Source organism: Pedobacter sp. AK017, from assembly GCF_014200825.1.
Lineage (GTDB): Bacteria > Bacteroidota > Bacteroidia > Sphingobacteriales > Sphingobacteriaceae > Pedobacter > Pedobacter heparinus.
In genome coordinates this window covers 235,118-250,572 of sequence record NZ_JACHCW010000003.1, presented here as the reverse complement: position 1 = coordinate 250,572, position 15,455 = coordinate 235,118, and the positions used below count along the sequence as shown (strand labels likewise).

Annotated in this window: 19 protein-coding genes; 6 read left to right on the top strand and 13 right to left on the bottom strand. The window is 40.6% G+C overall.

The genetic code is table 11. The annotated features are described in order from the left end of the window. Nucleotides 1-16: 16 nt before the first annotated feature. A complete protein-coding gene (locus HDC92_RS06065; protein ID WP_015808192.1) occupies nt 17-463 on the top strand; it encodes an SRPBCC family protein in 447 nt (148 codons plus the stop codon). 16 nt (nt 464-479) lie between these two features. Here HDC92_RS06065 and HDC92_RS06060 read toward each other — a convergent pair whose 3' ends face one another. Then, entirely contained in the window at nt 480-1,640 is a 1,161-nt protein-coding gene (locus HDC92_RS06060) for a hypothetical protein (RefSeq protein ID WP_183873025.1), read from the bottom strand. 194 nt (nt 1,641-1,834) lie between these two features. Here HDC92_RS06060 and HDC92_RS06055 point away from each other — a divergent pair, with 194 nt between their 5' ends. Beyond that, nucleotides 1,835-3,409, top strand: a complete 1,575-nt coding sequence (locus HDC92_RS06055; protein WP_015808194.1) for a Na+/H+ antiporter — start codon at nt 1,835-1,837, stop codon at nt 3,407-3,409. Between the two features lie 7 nt (nt 3,410-3,416). On the opposite strand, the gene HDC92_RS06050 is transcribed toward HDC92_RS06055, so the two are convergent. From HDC92_RS06050 to HDC92_RS06035, 4 genes are all read right to left on the bottom strand, one after another. Continuing rightward, complete coding sequence (locus HDC92_RS06050) at nt 3,417-5,195, bottom strand: cytochrome-c peroxidase (protein ID WP_183873023.1); 1,779 nt, start codon at nt 5,193-5,195, stop codon at nt 3,417-3,419. Then, nucleotides 5,179-6,495, bottom strand: a complete 1,317-nt coding sequence (locus HDC92_RS06045; RefSeq protein ID WP_183873021.1) for an alkaline phosphatase family protein — start codon at nt 6,493-6,495, stop codon at nt 5,179-5,181. The genes HDC92_RS06050 and HDC92_RS06045 overlap by 17 nt, the downstream gene beginning before the upstream one ends. A gap of 118 nt (nt 6,496-6,613) precedes the next feature. Continuing rightward, nucleotides 6,614-8,479, bottom strand: a complete 1,866-nt coding sequence (locus HDC92_RS06040; protein ID WP_183873019.1) for a transketolase — start codon at nt 8,477-8,479, stop codon at nt 6,614-6,616. A gap of 181 nt (nt 8,480-8,660) precedes the next feature. After that, nucleotides 8,661-9,059 carry a DUF2809 domain-containing protein gene (locus HDC92_RS06035; protein ID WP_183873017.1) on the bottom strand — a complete coding sequence of 133 codons (399 nt, stop codon included), beginning with the start codon at nt 9,057-9,059 and terminating at the stop codon, nt 8,661-8,663. A gap of 283 nt (nt 9,060-9,342) precedes the next feature. On the opposite strand from HDC92_RS06035, the gene HDC92_RS06030 reads away from it, so the two are divergent. Beyond that, nucleotides 9,343-9,795, top strand: a complete 453-nt coding sequence (locus HDC92_RS06030; RefSeq protein ID WP_183873014.1) for a VOC family protein — start codon at nt 9,343-9,345, stop codon at nt 9,793-9,795. 64 nt (nt 9,796-9,859) lie between these two features. Here HDC92_RS06030 and HDC92_RS06025 read toward each other — a convergent pair whose 3' ends face one another. Both HDC92_RS06025 and HDC92_RS06020 read right to left on the bottom strand, forming a co-directional pair. Continuing rightward, on the bottom strand, nt 9,860-10,093 hold the full coding sequence (locus tag HDC92_RS06025; protein ID WP_183873013.1) for a hypothetical protein: 234 nt from the start codon (nt 10,091-10,093) through the stop codon (nt 9,860-9,862). 100 nt (nt 10,094-10,193) lie between these two features. Further along, nucleotides 10,194-11,147: a Dyp-type peroxidase gene (locus HDC92_RS06020; RefSeq protein ID WP_183873011.1), complete on the bottom strand. Its 954-nt coding sequence runs from the start codon at nt 11,145-11,147 to the stop codon at nt 10,194-10,196. A 117-nt stretch (nt 11,148-11,264) separates the two neighbouring features. On the opposite strand from HDC92_RS06020, the gene HDC92_RS06015 reads away from it, so the two are divergent. After that, nucleotides 11,265-11,660 carry a hypothetical protein gene (locus HDC92_RS06015; RefSeq protein WP_255484460.1) on the top strand — a complete coding sequence of 132 codons (396 nt, stop codon included), beginning with the start codon at nt 11,265-11,267 and terminating at the stop codon, nt 11,658-11,660. A gap of 78 nt (nt 11,661-11,738) precedes the next feature. Here the strand turns inward: HDC92_RS06015 and HDC92_RS06010 are convergent, their stop codons facing one another. From HDC92_RS06010 to HDC92_RS05995, 4 genes are all read right to left on the bottom strand, one after another. Next, nucleotides 11,739-12,317, bottom strand: a complete 579-nt coding sequence (locus HDC92_RS06010) for a dihydrofolate reductase family protein (RefSeq protein ID WP_183873007.1) — start codon at nt 12,315-12,317, stop codon at nt 11,739-11,741. Then, nucleotides 12,314-12,802, bottom strand: coding sequence for an SRPBCC domain-containing protein (locus tag HDC92_RS06005; RefSeq protein ID WP_015808203.1), 489 nt, complete (start codon nt 12,800-12,802; stop codon nt 12,314-12,316). Before HDC92_RS06005 ends, HDC92_RS06010 begins: the two co-directional genes overlap by 4 nt. A 10-nt stretch (nt 12,803-12,812) precedes the next feature. Continuing rightward, on the bottom strand, nt 12,813-13,133 hold the full coding sequence (locus tag HDC92_RS06000; protein WP_015808204.1) for an ArsR/SmtB family transcription factor: 321 nt from the start codon (nt 13,131-13,133) through the stop codon (nt 12,813-12,815). A 177-nt stretch (nt 13,134-13,310) separates the two neighbouring features. After that, nucleotides 13,311-13,769, bottom strand: coding sequence for a hypothetical protein (locus HDC92_RS05995; RefSeq protein WP_183873004.1), 459 nt, complete (start codon nt 13,767-13,769; stop codon nt 13,311-13,313). 218 nt (nt 13,770-13,987) lie between these two features. On the opposite strand from HDC92_RS05995, the gene HDC92_RS05990 reads away from it, so the two are divergent. Together HDC92_RS05990 and HDC92_RS05985 are read left to right on the top strand one after the other, a co-directional pair. Beyond that, nucleotides 13,988-14,428 (top strand): SRPBCC domain-containing protein, encoded by a 441-nt coding sequence (locus HDC92_RS05990; protein ID WP_015808206.1) that lies wholly within the window; start codon nt 13,988-13,990, stop codon nt 14,426-14,428. A 78-nt stretch (nt 14,429-14,506) separates the two neighbouring features. After that, a complete protein-coding gene (locus HDC92_RS05985) occupies nt 14,507-14,938 on the top strand; it encodes a DUF6194 family protein (RefSeq protein ID WP_183873002.1) in 432 nt (143 codons plus the stop codon). Between the two features lie 35 nt (nt 14,939-14,973). On the opposite strand, the gene HDC92_RS05980 is transcribed toward HDC92_RS05985, so the two are convergent. After that, a complete protein-coding gene (locus tag HDC92_RS05980; protein WP_183873000.1) occupies nt 14,974-15,150 on the bottom strand; it encodes a DUF6496 domain-containing protein in 177 nt (58 codons plus the stop codon). Between the two features lie 24 nt (nt 15,151-15,174). Further along, a complete protein-coding gene (locus HDC92_RS05975) occupies nt 15,175-15,345 on the bottom strand; it encodes a hypothetical protein (protein WP_183872998.1) in 171 nt (56 codons plus the stop codon). Nucleotides 15,346-15,455 lie beyond the last annotated feature (110 nt).

Sequence of the window (15,455 nt, the reverse complement as noted above, 5' to 3'; positions counted from 1 at the left end):
AAAGGAGAAATTTATTATGGCAGATATATTGCACAGAATCGGAATTAAATCGTCGTCAATAGACGAAGTTTACCAGGCATTAACCACCCGGAAAGGTCTTGCCGGCTGGTGGACAAACAATACACACGGAGAAGGGAACCAAACAGGTAACGTAATTGAATTCCGCTTTGGAGCAGGAGGTTTCGATATAAAAGTTATCGGTCTTACCCCATCAACTAACGTATTGTGGGAAGTAGTAGAAGGGCCTGAAGAATGGATAGGTACCACGATCAGCTGGGACCTTAAGCAGGATGGCGATTATATTATCCTACTTTTCAAACACATCGGATGGAAAGAACCCGTAGAGTTTATGCATCACTGCAGCACTAAATGGGCTATCTTTCTAATGAGCCTGAAATCGCTTATTGAAACGGGAAAAGGAACCCCTGATCCTAATGATGTCAAAATAGACAACTGGAACTAAAAGCAGAACGGAGATTTTATTTTACCCTGATAAATGAGTTTTGAGCATCTCCCACCCATTTATACTTATAGATGGTGCTTTCCTGCATTCCGTCTTTGTACTTTTTATTGTGTGAAATATAAAACAGTCCATCACCTATAGGGCACAAGCCGGTAGCACCCCATTCAAAATGCCAGCCTCTGATACCAGTATTTTCATCTTTCGGCCCTGCCTGAAGTAAAGAAAGGGTTTTGACTTTGATATGCTGACCACCTGATGAAATCTGCGCTTTAACGGGCATTTTGTGTGCATCAATCACAAACAGATCGTAATTAGGAAACTGGGCTTTAGTGCCACGGTATACCGCAGCAAAAAAGTTTCCTGTAAAAGCATCGTAAGCTAAATTTTGAATGCCGTAATTGGTGCTACCGGTTTTTATAAAGTATTTTTCCGAAGGCCTTGCCGGTCCGGAATGATGCAATTTGTCCTGTAATAATGGCTGCGCTAATTTATTCCAGTTGGCAATATCATACTTTAATAAAACCTGATGATCATTATCATCTCTGTCAGTATCACCATAAACACCGTAAGCAACATATAAATATTTTTTATCAGAGTTGGGGCTGCCTATGGCCGGTGCAAAAGCAACACCATCAATTCCCGAACAAGCGAACCGATGTGGCTTTGTACCATTACCGGCCTTTACTTCAGCTTCATAATCCGTTACCGCCTCCTTTATATAAATGGTACGCAGCAAATCTTCTTTTTCTGCATCCATATTGGGACGTACAATACGGGAACCATCAAATATGGCAATGTAAAAACCATTTTCATTGTTGTTTTGTACCCCTAGTGATTTTCTGATTCCCTTACCAATTGCATCATTTTTATATTCCAGCGAACCATATATCTTCCCGTCTTCAGTATTAAAATCCAAATCACCAAGATGTCCTACAAAACCAGTTACACTTCCTATCAATTTACCTGAAAGATCCATCTTAATCAACCGGTCTGTAAAAGAAAAATAGATACATCTATTCGCCTGATCTAAAGCAACACCCTGGACATGTAATTTACCCTGTTTTCCAGAGTAAACCGAATCTGGCAGACTTTCCAGCATATTTACATTTTGAGATTGGACACTCAGCGTTAGTAATATAAAAAAGACAGGCAGTAAAAATATTTTTTTTATCTTCATGTAATTAAAATTTAAGCATTGAGGTTTCAGTTTTACAGGAAGTAAATGTAATAATATTTGGTAAACCGACCACCTATTTACTTTAATTATTAATCAATATATTTCATTTTGTTACAAAAAGAACTAAAATTCTTTCTTTTTCTTATTTTATAAGACGCATCTAAATTTAACACTGTATAAACCCGTACTTAAACATGTTAGAAAACTTTCCTTTTTATCTGAGTTTAGTTGTTGCCATTGTATTGCTGATTATGCTGGCAAACAAAATTAAAGTTGCGTATCCGGTGCTCCTTGTAATAGCAGGGCTACTCATTAGCTTTATTCCTGAAGTACCTAAAATGCACATAGACCCGGAGCTTATTTTCTTTATCTTCTTGCCCCCTTTGTTATATGAAGCATCCTGGGCGGTATCCTGGAAAGAATTATGGCGCTGGCGCCGCATCATTACCAGTTTTGCCTTTGTAGTTGTATTTCTTACTGCCATGTCAGTAGCGTTTGTTGCCAATCATTTTATTCCTGGCTTTTCATTGGTACTGGGCTTTTTATTGGGCGGTATCGTTTCGCCACCCGATGCGGTAAGTGCCGGTGCCATATTAAAGTTTGTAAAAGTCCCCAAAAGAATGTCATCTATATTAGAAGGTGAAAGTTTACTGAATGATGCCTCCTCACTTATTATTTTCCGTTTCGCACTGATAGCAGTGGCAACTGGTCAGTTTATCTGGTATGAAGCAGCCCTAAACTTTACCTGGATGCTGATTGGCGGGATTGGCATTGGTTTAATAATTGGTTTGGTTTTCATGAAAGTTCATAAATATTTGCCCACAGATGCCAATATGGATATTGTATTAACTATTGTAACTCCCTATATTATGTATCTTGCTGCCGAGGAAATACACAGTTCGGGTGTACTTGCCGTAGTAAGTGGCGGATTATTCTTATCGAACAAGAGGCATCATTTTCTGAGCAGCACCTCACGATTGCGTGGTGTAAATGTCTGGGAAAGCCTTTGTTTTGTATTGAATGGACTGGTGTTTATGCTTATCGGCTTAGACCTGCCCGAAATTACGGCAGGACTGGAAGGTGTAAGCATTTCATCGGCCATTGGTTACGGGGTGCTGATTACAGTTGTACTGATTATAGGGAGAATATTGTCTGCTTATGGAGCGGTAATCGTTACACTTATTGCACGTAACTTTATTACTGTTGCCGACACCAGAAGCCCAGGCTTTAAAGTTCCTTTTGTACTTGGCTGGACTGGTATGCGCGGTGTGGTATCCCTAGCGGCTGCATTATCTATTCCGGTGCAGCTGTCAGATGGCACTGCCTTTCCTCAAAGGAACCTTATCCTTTTTATAACATTTGTTGTGATACTTCTGACCTTATTGATTCAAGGCTTAACGTTACCCTATCTGATCAGAAAGATACAAATTCCCGATCCTGACAGGAGCATATCTGAAGAGGAAGCGCACTATGCCATCAGAAAGCAACTGGCCGAACATGCCCTATCACATTTAAAAAACAACTATAGTGAACAATTAAGTCGTCAGCCCGTATTGCAGCAACTGGCCCTTAAATGGGAAAACAATAAAACGATAACGGATAATGATCTGATGGCGGAAGAGTGTAAACAGATTTATCTTGACATTCTGGCCCAACAAAGGCAATGGCTGATTCAGAAAAATAAGGATGAAAAGACATTGGACGAAGAAATTATCCGTAAGCATTTGAAATATCTGGATATGGAAGAGGAAAAACTAAATACATTCTAGCTTCATGCTATAAAGTGCTAATGCTATCCAGGCTCTTGATAAAATCGATTATTTCGGTTTTCTCTTCTTCGTTCAGGTGCAGCGGTGTCTCATCCAGTGTCTGGTTGGCAATTTCAATGCCCGCACCCCTACCACCACCCTTATCATAAAAATCGATCACTTCTTCAAGTGTCCGAAATACACCATTGTGCATATATGGTGCAGTACGGGTGGTATTGCGAACCGTGGTAATTTTAAAGGCATGGCGATTAAAATCTCCGGATTGAATGCGGTAAAGGCCCAAATCCGGATCGATATATTTACGATCTATTTTTTGGGGCACCCCAATCACTTCCGCTTCCATTTGCATATAACGTGGTGGCAGCGTACCGTTAAACAGCGGCAGAAAATGGCAGGTCCCACAGCGGGCTTTGCCCATAAACAGGTTAAAACCAGCCAACGCTGTCTCTTTCATGGCACGCTTATCGCCCTGCATATAAGCGTCAAAACGACTGTTTAGTGCAGTCAGGCTACGCACGTATCCCGCCAGGGCATTCATTACCTCAAAGGTATCAATCGCCATACGCCCCTGTCGGGGATAAGCACTACTGAACAGCTTTCGGTAGTTCGTATCGGCCCAGAGCTTACCAATTGCTACCTGCATGTCACCATGCATTTCGTCTGGGTTATTTAACACATCCCTGGCCTGGTCTTCCAGCGAAGGAACCCGCAGGTCATAAAATTGTGCAGGTTGTAAAGCCGCATTGATCAGTGTCGGGGTATTGCGCATAATCATCCTTTTGCCGGTAATATCAAGGTTTTTGATCAGGCCATCCGTAAAATCAAGGTTAGGCTGATGGCAGGAAGCACAGCTGCGCTTGCCACTGCCAGAAAGTACCGGATCGAAGAATAGCTTTTTGCCTAAAACAGTCCTTTCTGCGGTAACAGAATCCCCCGGTTCGGCAGTATAAGCATTACGGTTAAAGGCATCTGCTTCAAATAGTGTTGCGGCATCCTGATTAAGCAAGCGGTTGTAGCGAACATCCGGCAATTTTAATTGATCCTTTAATAACTTGAGCGACCTGGTGAGCGGGTTGGCGTAACGGATGATAAAGGTGGCTCGATCAAAGCGGTCAAATGTTTCGGGATGCTGAAGATAACCGATAGCCGGATCAAATTCAGGCACAGCCTTATAGTGAGCAATAACACCCTTCAGACTTTGCAGTGCTGCCGCCGATTCGGCAAAACACCTTTTGGATAGCGGGTCATCAAAGTCATTAAGTCCAAGTATCTCTATTCGAAAAACCTCCTGCTTTACCGCATCATGGATCTGCCAGTCCTGCAGGTCTGCTCTCCTAAAAAACTCACGGAACTCCGTTGCATTGATTGCCAAACGCCCCAGTAAGCCACTAAATTCTTGTTGTTTATCAGATACAAATCCCGGAAAAAGATACTGTTCAATAAGTTGTAATCCATCGGGCTGTATTACCAGTCCATTCAGTTCGGTTTCTGGTACCGGCGGGCCGTTCACTTGCCGGGCCGTTAGCGGATCAAAGTATTCCGTGGCCCATTCTAGCTGTTTATAGGCAAGCCTTACCTCGCGGAAACGCTGCTGTAACAATTGGCTTTGTGCAACATCCATTTTTACTGACCGCAACAAGTTGACGGCAAGCAATAAACTGTCTGCCTGACGAATTAATTGTTGTTTAACCTGTACTGCTGGCCCGTCCGGTTGCCGCAGAGATAGTAGCGTAACAACTACAGTTGCTGAAAAACCAAGGATAACAATTTTAGAAATTGAACGCATGGCTCAACGGATCTGCATTTTTATCACGTTCATTCAGTGGTTTCAGTCCCCACCTTTTTTCAATAAAAGCCAGAATACTTACAGTTTCATAAACCGTATGGTCCACATAACCCTTTTTTGCAAAAGGCGATAAGATCAGGGCGGGTATGCGTGTACCAGGTCCCCATTTGTCGATTAGCGGTGGAGCAACATGATCCCAAAAACCACCGTTCTCGTCATAAGTCAGAATAACTACCGCATCCTTACCGTTAGGGCCGTTCAGTACCGCATTAATCAGTTCTACAGCATGGCTTTCCCCGCCGGTTACAGTAGATTCGCCCGGATGCTCGTTTTCCAGGCCAATAGGCTTAACGAAGGAAACCGCCGGCAAAGTACCTTTTTTAGCAGCTTCTAAAAACTCAGTCTCATCCTTCAGGTGTTTCTTTCTACCCACCGTTCCTTCAGCATAACGTGTAAAATAAGCAAAGGGCTGATGATGATATGTAAAAGAAGGAGCAGGTTTTCCTGCCATAATATTGTTCCAGCCACCTGAGTACCATGCCCAGGAAATACCCTTGTCTGATAACCGGTCACCTATATTGGGTCCGGTCTGTGAAGGTACCAGAAAAGCAGGGTTTCCGTTTTTTGGATATAGATTAATCGAATTGACCGTGTTCACCGCATAACCATCAGGCGTTACTGTACCATCTTTAATCAGTTTACCCTCTGCATCTACCTGTGCTACAATACTGGCAGGCGCATTAGGAAATGTAGGTGATGCAGCAGCAACCAGCCACTGATGATTTAGAAAAGATCCTCCAAAAACACTATGGAAGAAATGATCGCAAACTGTATATTTTCTGGCAAGATCGTACAATGGTAAATCACTGGTACGATAATACCCCATAGCAAAACCTTTGGTAAAGTTATAAAGTGCATACTTATTCATTTTGCCGCCATTAATCTGTAATTGCTCCTGATAAAAACGATGTGTCACATCGGGAGTAACCTGGTCAGCAGCCACATATTGGTCAATATTGAAATAGGTATTGGGCAGGTTTGTCGGAAAAGCACTACTGCGCGGGATCGGTGGCAAGGTATGATAAGGTTGCCCGTCAGCATTAAGCTGTGTAATATTTTCTTGATTGGCCTGTTCCAGGCCTTCTGCACCGGGAAACTGTCCATACAAGTTATCAAAGCTGTGGTTCTCCATATAGATCACCACAACATGCTGCACTTTATTTAATTGCGCAAATGCCGGCGCAGCAGTCATACCCAAAGCGGCTAATAAAATGTATGTTCTTTTTAGAGCTATTCTCATAAACTATATACTTTCATACTCAAACATACTAATATTTTACAAAAACTGTTATCCTGTTCACCACACCGCAACTGGCCCTAATCTGTTAAGTGCAAGTATTACCGGCCACAAAGCCTTCTCAATGTAATACCGTAGTAGAAATTAAAGTATGGACCTGGTTAACAATAGCAGCAGCATTGATACCGGCCAGTTCCAGCAGCTCCTCCATTTTCCCCGACGCTGAAATTTCATTCACCGCCAGTTTTTTCACCTGGATGGGTTTGCCGGTCATTGCCAGCGCAGCCATTGCAAAGTCCCCCATACCACCATGGGCAAAATGGTCCTCAACAGTAATTAAAATTGCATTTTTGGTCTCACGGACACATTTAATCAAAGTATCCTGATCAATAGGATTAATGCAATAGCAATCCAGTACCCGCACAAGAATTCCTTCTTCTTTTAATTGATCTGCGGCTTTAAGCGCTTCAAAAACAGTAATACCGGTAGCGGCAATGGTAAGCTGATCATCTTCAGCATGCCTTAACAGTTTTGATCCGCCAATTTTAAAGGTTTCAGCATTATCATACAATACCGGCGTTTTGGAACGCAGTGTCCGCATGTAAAAAAAACCTGTATGACCGGTCATCTGGACGGTCAATTTTACAGTCGAAACTGCATCTGCCGGTTGAAAAATAACAGTGTCGGGTAAAGCTCCAAATAAAGCAATATCCTCAAGTGCCATTTGCGAAGGGCCATCCGCACCAATAGACACCCCCACATGAGAACCTACAAATTTTATATTGGCCTCCGATACCCTGGCCATGCGAATCTGGTCAGCAGCCCTGGTCAAAAAGGCACCGAAAGTAGCCACAACAGGTATTTTGCCAAGCCGAGACAAGCCTGCTGCAACCGAAACCATGTTTTGCTCGGCTATGAAGCATTCTACAAAACGTTCTGGAAAAGCCCGTAAAAAATCTTCAGAAAAGGTCGAATTTTTTACATCTGCATCCAGAACATAAATGTCTTTATTCTGGTGTCCCGATTCGGTTATCGCCTCACCAAAAACTTCTCTTGTAGCATATTCATTCCCTTTTTCAAAGGAAAGTCCGTGTTTCGGAGCTACTACTTCCTGTTTTGGTAAGCTTATTGAATCCGGATGCCTCAAATCTAGTTTTAGCTGATCATCTGGTTCACCCAGCTCCTTCAAGGCGCTTTGCAGTTCTTCCTCCGTCAGTGCTTTCCCATGCCATCCTTCTTTATCTTCCAGAAAAGAAACACCTTTCCCTTTTATGGTATGGGCAACAATGGCCAGGGGCTTACCACCCTGATGGTAAAATGCTTGTTCAAAGGCAATTTGGACTTCTTTAAGGTCATGCCCATTGATCACCATCGTTTCAAAACCAAATGCCCGAAAACGCTGCTCATATTTATCAGTGTCCCATCCAAACATGGTCTCCCCACTCTGCGCCAATCTATTGATATCAGCAATAGCAACAAGGTTATCCAGCTGGTGATAAGCAGCAAAGTTAGCAGCCTCCCAAACCTGTCCTTCTGCCAGTTCACCATCTCCTAAAAGGACATAATTCTTGCAGGGAAGCGATTCCCTTTTAGCCAGCAGAGCAAGTCCTGCAGCAACGGAAAGCCCCTGACCTAACGATCCAGTAGCAGCTTCAGCATAAACGAACTTTGGTGTAGGATGCCCTTCAAAGCGGCTATTAAACTTCCTCAGTGTAAGCAGTTCTTCCAAGGGGTACGCACCTGCCATCCCAAATAGGGTATATAGCAATGGTGCGGCATGCCCCTTAGAGAATACCAACCGGTCATTATACAAATTAAGGGGGTTGTTGAGGTCGTATCTGAAATACCGGTCAAAAAGTACCGCCATCATGTCAGCGGCAGATAAACAGGATGTGGGATGTCCCGATCCGGCTGCTGTGGTAGATTTCAAGCACCATTTACGGATAAGATTGGCTTTCTTTTGCAAATTTTCATAATTCTCCATCATACATTACTTTAAATTTTACAGAAATGTTTCTAATTTCTGCTTTCATTTTTTTAACATGTTAATTCAGGAGCTTAACCAGATAGGTTAGAAACAATCCGGATACAGAATGGTTCAAGAAAATTAAATTTATCCGGCGCTTACAATTCTCATTTAAAACATCGCAATTTTGTGAAAACCTGAACTAATCAACCTTATCCGAAAATATACGGGTAAACTGAAAAAAAAGTATACAAATAATAGTTCCGATTGTGTATGCTACAATATCGCTCCAAAGAAACCCGCGTCCAAGTATTAATGCGCCTAAAGTAGTATTTCTAATATCATTTATCCATACTGCATTATAAAGCTGGCTTAATTCAATAAGAAAACATATTAATAAACTAATCAACGCAATAATCCAGAAATTCACTCTGATGAAGAGCAATTTCACGCAGAGGAACATCATTGCGGCATACAATACATCCCCAATAATCAACGGTATAAATGATGCTTTCCTGGAAAGGATTCCCAATACAATTACAAAAACGATTAACAATACATACCTAAACCATAATCTGATATTTCTGTTTAGTGATGTCATAACTCAATACGTATTTATTTCGTTTATTTATATAAGTAAACTTATAAAAATCAGCCTCATGAACCTAATGTTTCTAAACTCAAGAAAATTCTTTCTAACTGGAGGCTCTTATGGATAAAGAAACATTCATCATGATAGCCTGGATAAGTAGGGAGACCTGTATAATGGAGCCGCTGCAGAGAGGCTGAAATGTCGCAAACAGACCTACAAAAGTCGCTTTATCCCCCCTATATAATCACTTTTTAATATGATATTTGTTATGGTTATATAAATACATAATACTATGGCAAAAAATAAATTATTACGAATGGATAATATCGGGATCGTAGTAGAATCTCTTGATGACGCGATCTCCTTTTTCACAGAAATAGGCCTGAAGCTCGAAGGACGGGCCACGATTGAAGGTGAATGGGCTGGTCGCGTTACTGGATTAGGTAATCAGCACGTCGAAGTTGCGATGATGGTTACTCCCGATGGCCACAGTCGGCTTGAGCTTTCACGGTTTCTAAGCCCCCCTGTTATCGAAGATCACAGGGCAGCACCGGTAAATGCCCTCGGTTATCTACGCGCAATGTTCACCATCGAGGATATTGACGAGCTGGTATCCAGGCTCCTCAAGCATGGTGCCCAGCTCGTTGGCGAAGTAGTTCAGTACGAAAACTCGTATCGGTTATGCTACATTCGGGCAAAGGATGGCCTGCTAATCGGTTTGGCAGAAGAGCTCGGTAAAAAATAAAATACTGAATATACCACACACAATTACAGGGTTGACTTTCAGTCAACCCTAAATCACTATTATTTTATATATTTTCCGGATTATAAGTACCGTGATCACGGTCACTTTTATAATTCATAGCATCATCTTCAGGTCCGTTTTCCTGCTCGCCAACCTGATCTTCAAGCTTATCCCCCTTTTTTGTCTCCGCGTCTTCGCGCATCTCCGAAATACTTTTAGTTGCATCTATATTATGCCCGCGTTTATCATCCCTTGTTTTTAAAGGCGGAGTGTTTTCATTGTTTTGCTGAGTTTCCATGGTGATATCATTAGTTTATAGCTACAACAACGTTAAGATCATAATGTTTACTTTTTAGTGTTCACGTGCCAGCTTTCTAAACAGCAGTTTAAATGCTTTTTTAGTTTCCAGATGATAGCGCTGCGCCTACCTGGTTCTGAAACTCATCCAGCATATCAAAAGTAGGCACAAAAAACAGGCTGCCAGTTTTGGCTGTACTGAAATCCAGTATACGGTCATAATTGCCTGCAGGAAAACCGATGAACATATTATTCAACATCTTCTGCACTGTGCTGAATGTACTGGCGTAAGCTATAAAATAAGTCCCCATTTCGTTGGTTGACATATGGCCGAAAGGCATGTTGTCACGGACAATCTTAAAATCGTCACCAACATTGGCCAAAGCAATGTGCGCATTTGCAGGCTTTACCTCATCAGACATTTCAATATCGTCTGCTTTCGACCTGCCAATGATTTTTTCCTGGTCTGCCGTAGACAGTCCTTTCCAGGTCGACAGGTCATGTATATATTTCTGCACAAAGAGATAGCTTCCCCCTTTATAAGCCGGATCATCATCACCAATAATAGCAAAACGTTCCCGGTCAATACCATGTGGATTTTCAGTGCCATCTACAAAACCTAAGATGGAACGACTGTCCCAATAACGGAAGCCATGAATTTCCTCTATACTTACCGCAACTGGTTCCAGAACATCCGATATGGCTGCTGCCATATCATAACAGATACTTGTACTGTCAGCCCGGATATGAATATGCAGGTCTGCTTTTGAAGATATTGCTGTGTGCTTTTCACCAATAACTGGAGCAAAATTTGTCAGTTCCTTAGGCGCTGGTGCCGGAAGATTTAGCCTGAACCAGGCGTCATACCCGATTCCCAGAACACAACTGGCCCTCGAAACCGGAAAGCGGACATTAACAGAATTATTAAGGTTAATGACCAGCTTGCAAAGCTTATTAAAAACAGTCCTGATCTCAAGGTTATCCTTAAAATTCCAGACCATAAATATGGTATTGTTATTGGTATAATCTGTTACATTCTGTGATTCAGGGTTCATTTTTTCTATTGTATCGTTTCATTGTAAAACTCCAGCCTTTTCATAGAAGCAAGTTACTAATTTCAGAAAATTCCAAACCTTTTTTTATCAGGTATGTTAAAATGTTCAAAAGAAGTTATGGAAACCCATTCTTATTGGCTCTTTATTCTCTCAATCGTGGTCGCCTGCATCAGCTGGACAGTCACTAAAGAAGAAATATTTAAAGAACCCCGTGAATATTGCGTCGCAAAATCAAAATCATGCAATACCCTGTTGAAGAGAAAATTCTTTTACGTATTCACTTGTGAATACTGCTTCAGTCATTACGTGACGCTATTGCTGCTCATTATAACTGATTATAAGCTACTTTACCAAAACTGGATTGGCTATATCATTGCAGGCTTTACCATAGTATGGATAGCAAATGTATACATGAGCTTATACAATATCATCCGCGTAGATTTAAAAAAGGTAAAAATCATAGCCGAAGAAGAAGCTGAAAACCTTAAAATGAAAAAAGATAAGTTTTACTAAAAGCCATTCTTTATCAAAAAATCATATACACACTGATCATACTCACCGCAACTTCAGGATGCGCTCAAATAACACCAGCTACTTAGAGGAATTGTCTAAGATATAGTTCAGTTCAGTTACACCGCATGTAAATTGCTTGGTAGTCAGCAATTTTAATTTGATTTTGTCTTTGATATCTGCAAACAATGGAATGCCTTGTCCAAGAATAACTGGATTAACGAATAGCCAGTAGCCATCGATTAAGTTTAGCCGAATAAGTGAATGCGTTGCCCTGGGGCTACCAAAAAGCAAAATGTCTTCACCCTCTCTTTGTTTTATTTCATTTATTTTGTCAGAGATGTTACCGCTTATAATTTCTACGTTCTTTAAACCGGTACCTTTCAGTGTTGTTGATAAAACAACTTTGTGTACTTTTTTATACCACTTTGAATGCTCAATGTCGTGTTTGCTTGCCGTAGGGCTATCTGCTGCAGTAGGCCAGTAATTTTCCATCATCTGATAGGTTACCTTTCCGTATAACGCGGTATCTCCCTCACTTATCCGTTTGCCAACATGATCAAAAATTTCTTCATCAACTGTAATCCAGTCCATTTCTCCGTTTGGTCCTGCCACAAAGCCGTCAAGCGATATGTGCATAAATGAAATTATCTTTTTCATGATTCTGTTTTTTGGTGAATAGTTATTTTAAGATAGTTTTCGAGTCTGTTTAAAGTCTGTTTGCCTCCTTCTATAGCATTTACCTTTCTGTTTAACTCATCAATAATTGCTTTTGATTTAAATACCGACTTCATGGTCAATAAGGTTTTTCCTTCAACTTCTTCAAACGAAACTGAAACCATAAAGTTATAATCTTCGCTTTTTTCACCAGAATGTTTATAGGACAGTAAGTAAGGCTTATTTACTTCTACATATTCTATTTTATTATCCCAATCCCTTCCCATGCCGTGCATAATAAAATCCCAGATCTGGCCTGGTTCTACCGTCATTGATCTGGTAGTTAGCGAAAAACCGTTTGGCCCCCACCATTCCCTGATATGTGCAGGGTTTGTCCATACTTCCCATACTAAATCTCTTGGTGCATCCAGGATTCTTGTATGTATCAGAACATTATCTTCTTGTTTGAATGTATTGTACTTTTCCATCTTTCTGTTTCTATTTTTTTTGAATTTTTGCCAGATAGCTTTCCAATGAATCAAATTGATTGTCCCAATATTTCCGGTACTGGTCTACCCAATCTGTCACTTCCTTTAGTTTTTCGAGTTTTGCCTCACAATATCGTTCCCTACCTTGTTGCCTGATGGTAATAAGACCACAATCGTTTAGGAGTTGTACATGCAATGAAACTGCTTGCCTCGTTATGGCAAACTCCTTGGCAATAGCATTCACATTGAGTGATTTCTGCGCAAGCATACCTATAATTTGTCTTCTGGTTGGATCTGCTATTGCCTGAAAGATGTCTCTTGTATGTGTCATAATGCGCAAGTATTTCCTTGCAAATATATACGCAAGGTTTTGCTTGCACAAATAATATTGAATATTTTTTTTTGCTTAGCAGCAATATCTGTATTTCCACATCCTGCCACTACTCAGTTCCATTGCAATTAAAGCATCCCAGGGGGCTTACTATAAAGGAAATACGAACATAATAGCCTAATGAACCAATATTTGTCCTTTTACCACAACTTCAAAATCTTCAGACATTCCGGCATTATAAACCCGAAAACAAATCTCCCAGGGATCTCTCACCAGATTCATAATGTAAGCCCTGAACAGTTTTTCAAACCGCTCAAAATCAATTCCTGCCTTACAAACCACCAGATACTGGGTATCACCCTGGGCAATCGTTTCCTGTACATAAGTTTCCCAATGCATTTTAAGCTCCATTGGCAAACGGTTAAAGTGCTGCCGGTCAATCAAAACACCAATACCTTCAATAAGTTCCTGAGGAATCCGTGCTTTCCCTTTCACATACCACAAGCCTTCTAGTTTTTCCATACTGCAAATCAGTTCACCGGCATAAACAATGCGCCATGGTTCAGCAGCACGAAACTGCACTACCTGGTAAACCAGGCCATCCACCCCATCCGGAAAATAATCCAGCTCAATCATCTGTCCTCCTTTTTAAACAAGCTTCTCATGGTATAAAACCTTAGGTACTATAAACTTAAGTCAATTAAAAACAAAAATACTAATATTTTTAGTTTTATTATCTTAAAATTATTTTTTTGCTAAAAAAAAGCAACGATATCCAGAATTTAATACGATAGTGAAATAATTTCAAGGCTATCAATCGATTCCTGATTCCGGAAAAAACGTATTTTAGTCAAATGGATATGGTGCAAAAAACTATTCTCATTAATGTTCCTGTCTCGGCAGTCTGGGATACATTAACCCTCAGCCCCTTTGTTCAACAATGGACTTACGATACACCCATTCAAATAAAAACAGATTGGAAAGTCGGCAGTACAATCGTCACCAGCGGAGATCTCCACGGAATTCCATTCCGGAATTCAGGTATCATCCTGGCCTTCGATCCTAATGTTAAGTTCAGCTATACTTTTCTAAGTTCACTGTCCAACTTAGCCGATACCGATGAAAATCATTGTCTCCTGGAATTTGACCTTTCATATGAAAACAAACAGACCAGACTTGATCTTTTCATCAGCAATTTCCCCGACGATGTGATCCGCAAGCACCTGGAACTGTACTGGGGTCCAACCCTTGAACTCATCAAAGAACAAACTGAAAGCCGTCATAGGCAAACCTAAACATACTGCGATTTAAATTCTACCTCATTTTGACTGCCATCAGAATATAATTATATTTACCAGCCCAGGAATTCTGTTATGAACATCGAAGAAATTACTGCATACATCTCATCCAGTTTTGAAGACGTGAATGTTACTGAAGCAAACAATGATTTATTCTTTTTCTACAGAGAAGAGAAAATGATGCCGTTCGCAACCATAGTTACAAGCGATAACGATTTTGACAATGCATCGCAGTTAAACAGGAAAGGTTTCTTCCGACTTAACATTGGTATTGACAAAACTACCTTTATAACCGAATTCAATGATATTGAGTTAAAGAAGGGTATTGGCGCTTACTTGAATTCCGGCTTAGATTTTTCGGTGGAGAATGTACTTATGCCACATCCAGTTTACGGTGCGATGTACTGGGTATGCATCGTTAATCCACACAAGGAAAATATGCTGAAACTAAAGCCCCATCTGGATGTAGCTTATAGTATCGCTGTTAAAAGGCAAAATAAAGCCTAGATTTTTAAATTATTACGCAGCAAATAGATTTAATTCTAAGCTTTCTTCTTAGGAACTTTAGCCCCTGCTTTTCTTGCCTCCGAAAGACCAATTGCAATGGCTTGCTTTTTAGAAGTCACCTTCTTTCCACTTCCTGACTTCAGTTTACCTTCTTTCATTTCATGCATCGTTTTTTCTACCTTCTCAGATGCTTTTTCTGAATACTTTGCCATAATATTAAAATTTATGTTTTCAATTTAATCTCCATCTTTCATTCGTTTACGCTGACGCTCTTCTGCTTGCTTTACTTCATCTTTTTCTGACAATGGTTCATCAGTTTGAAGCTTTTTATTTTTAGGCAGGTTTAAACTACCCGCTTTGGCCAGTGGCTTATCCATTTCATGACCTTTTTTTTCTTGCTTTTTCATAATAACTTTCATTAAGATATATTAAGCCATCGTTTCCAATGATATCCATAATACTTATATTTAGTATCTAGTATCTAGTATTATCTAGTATGTAGTATTTAAAAACAAGG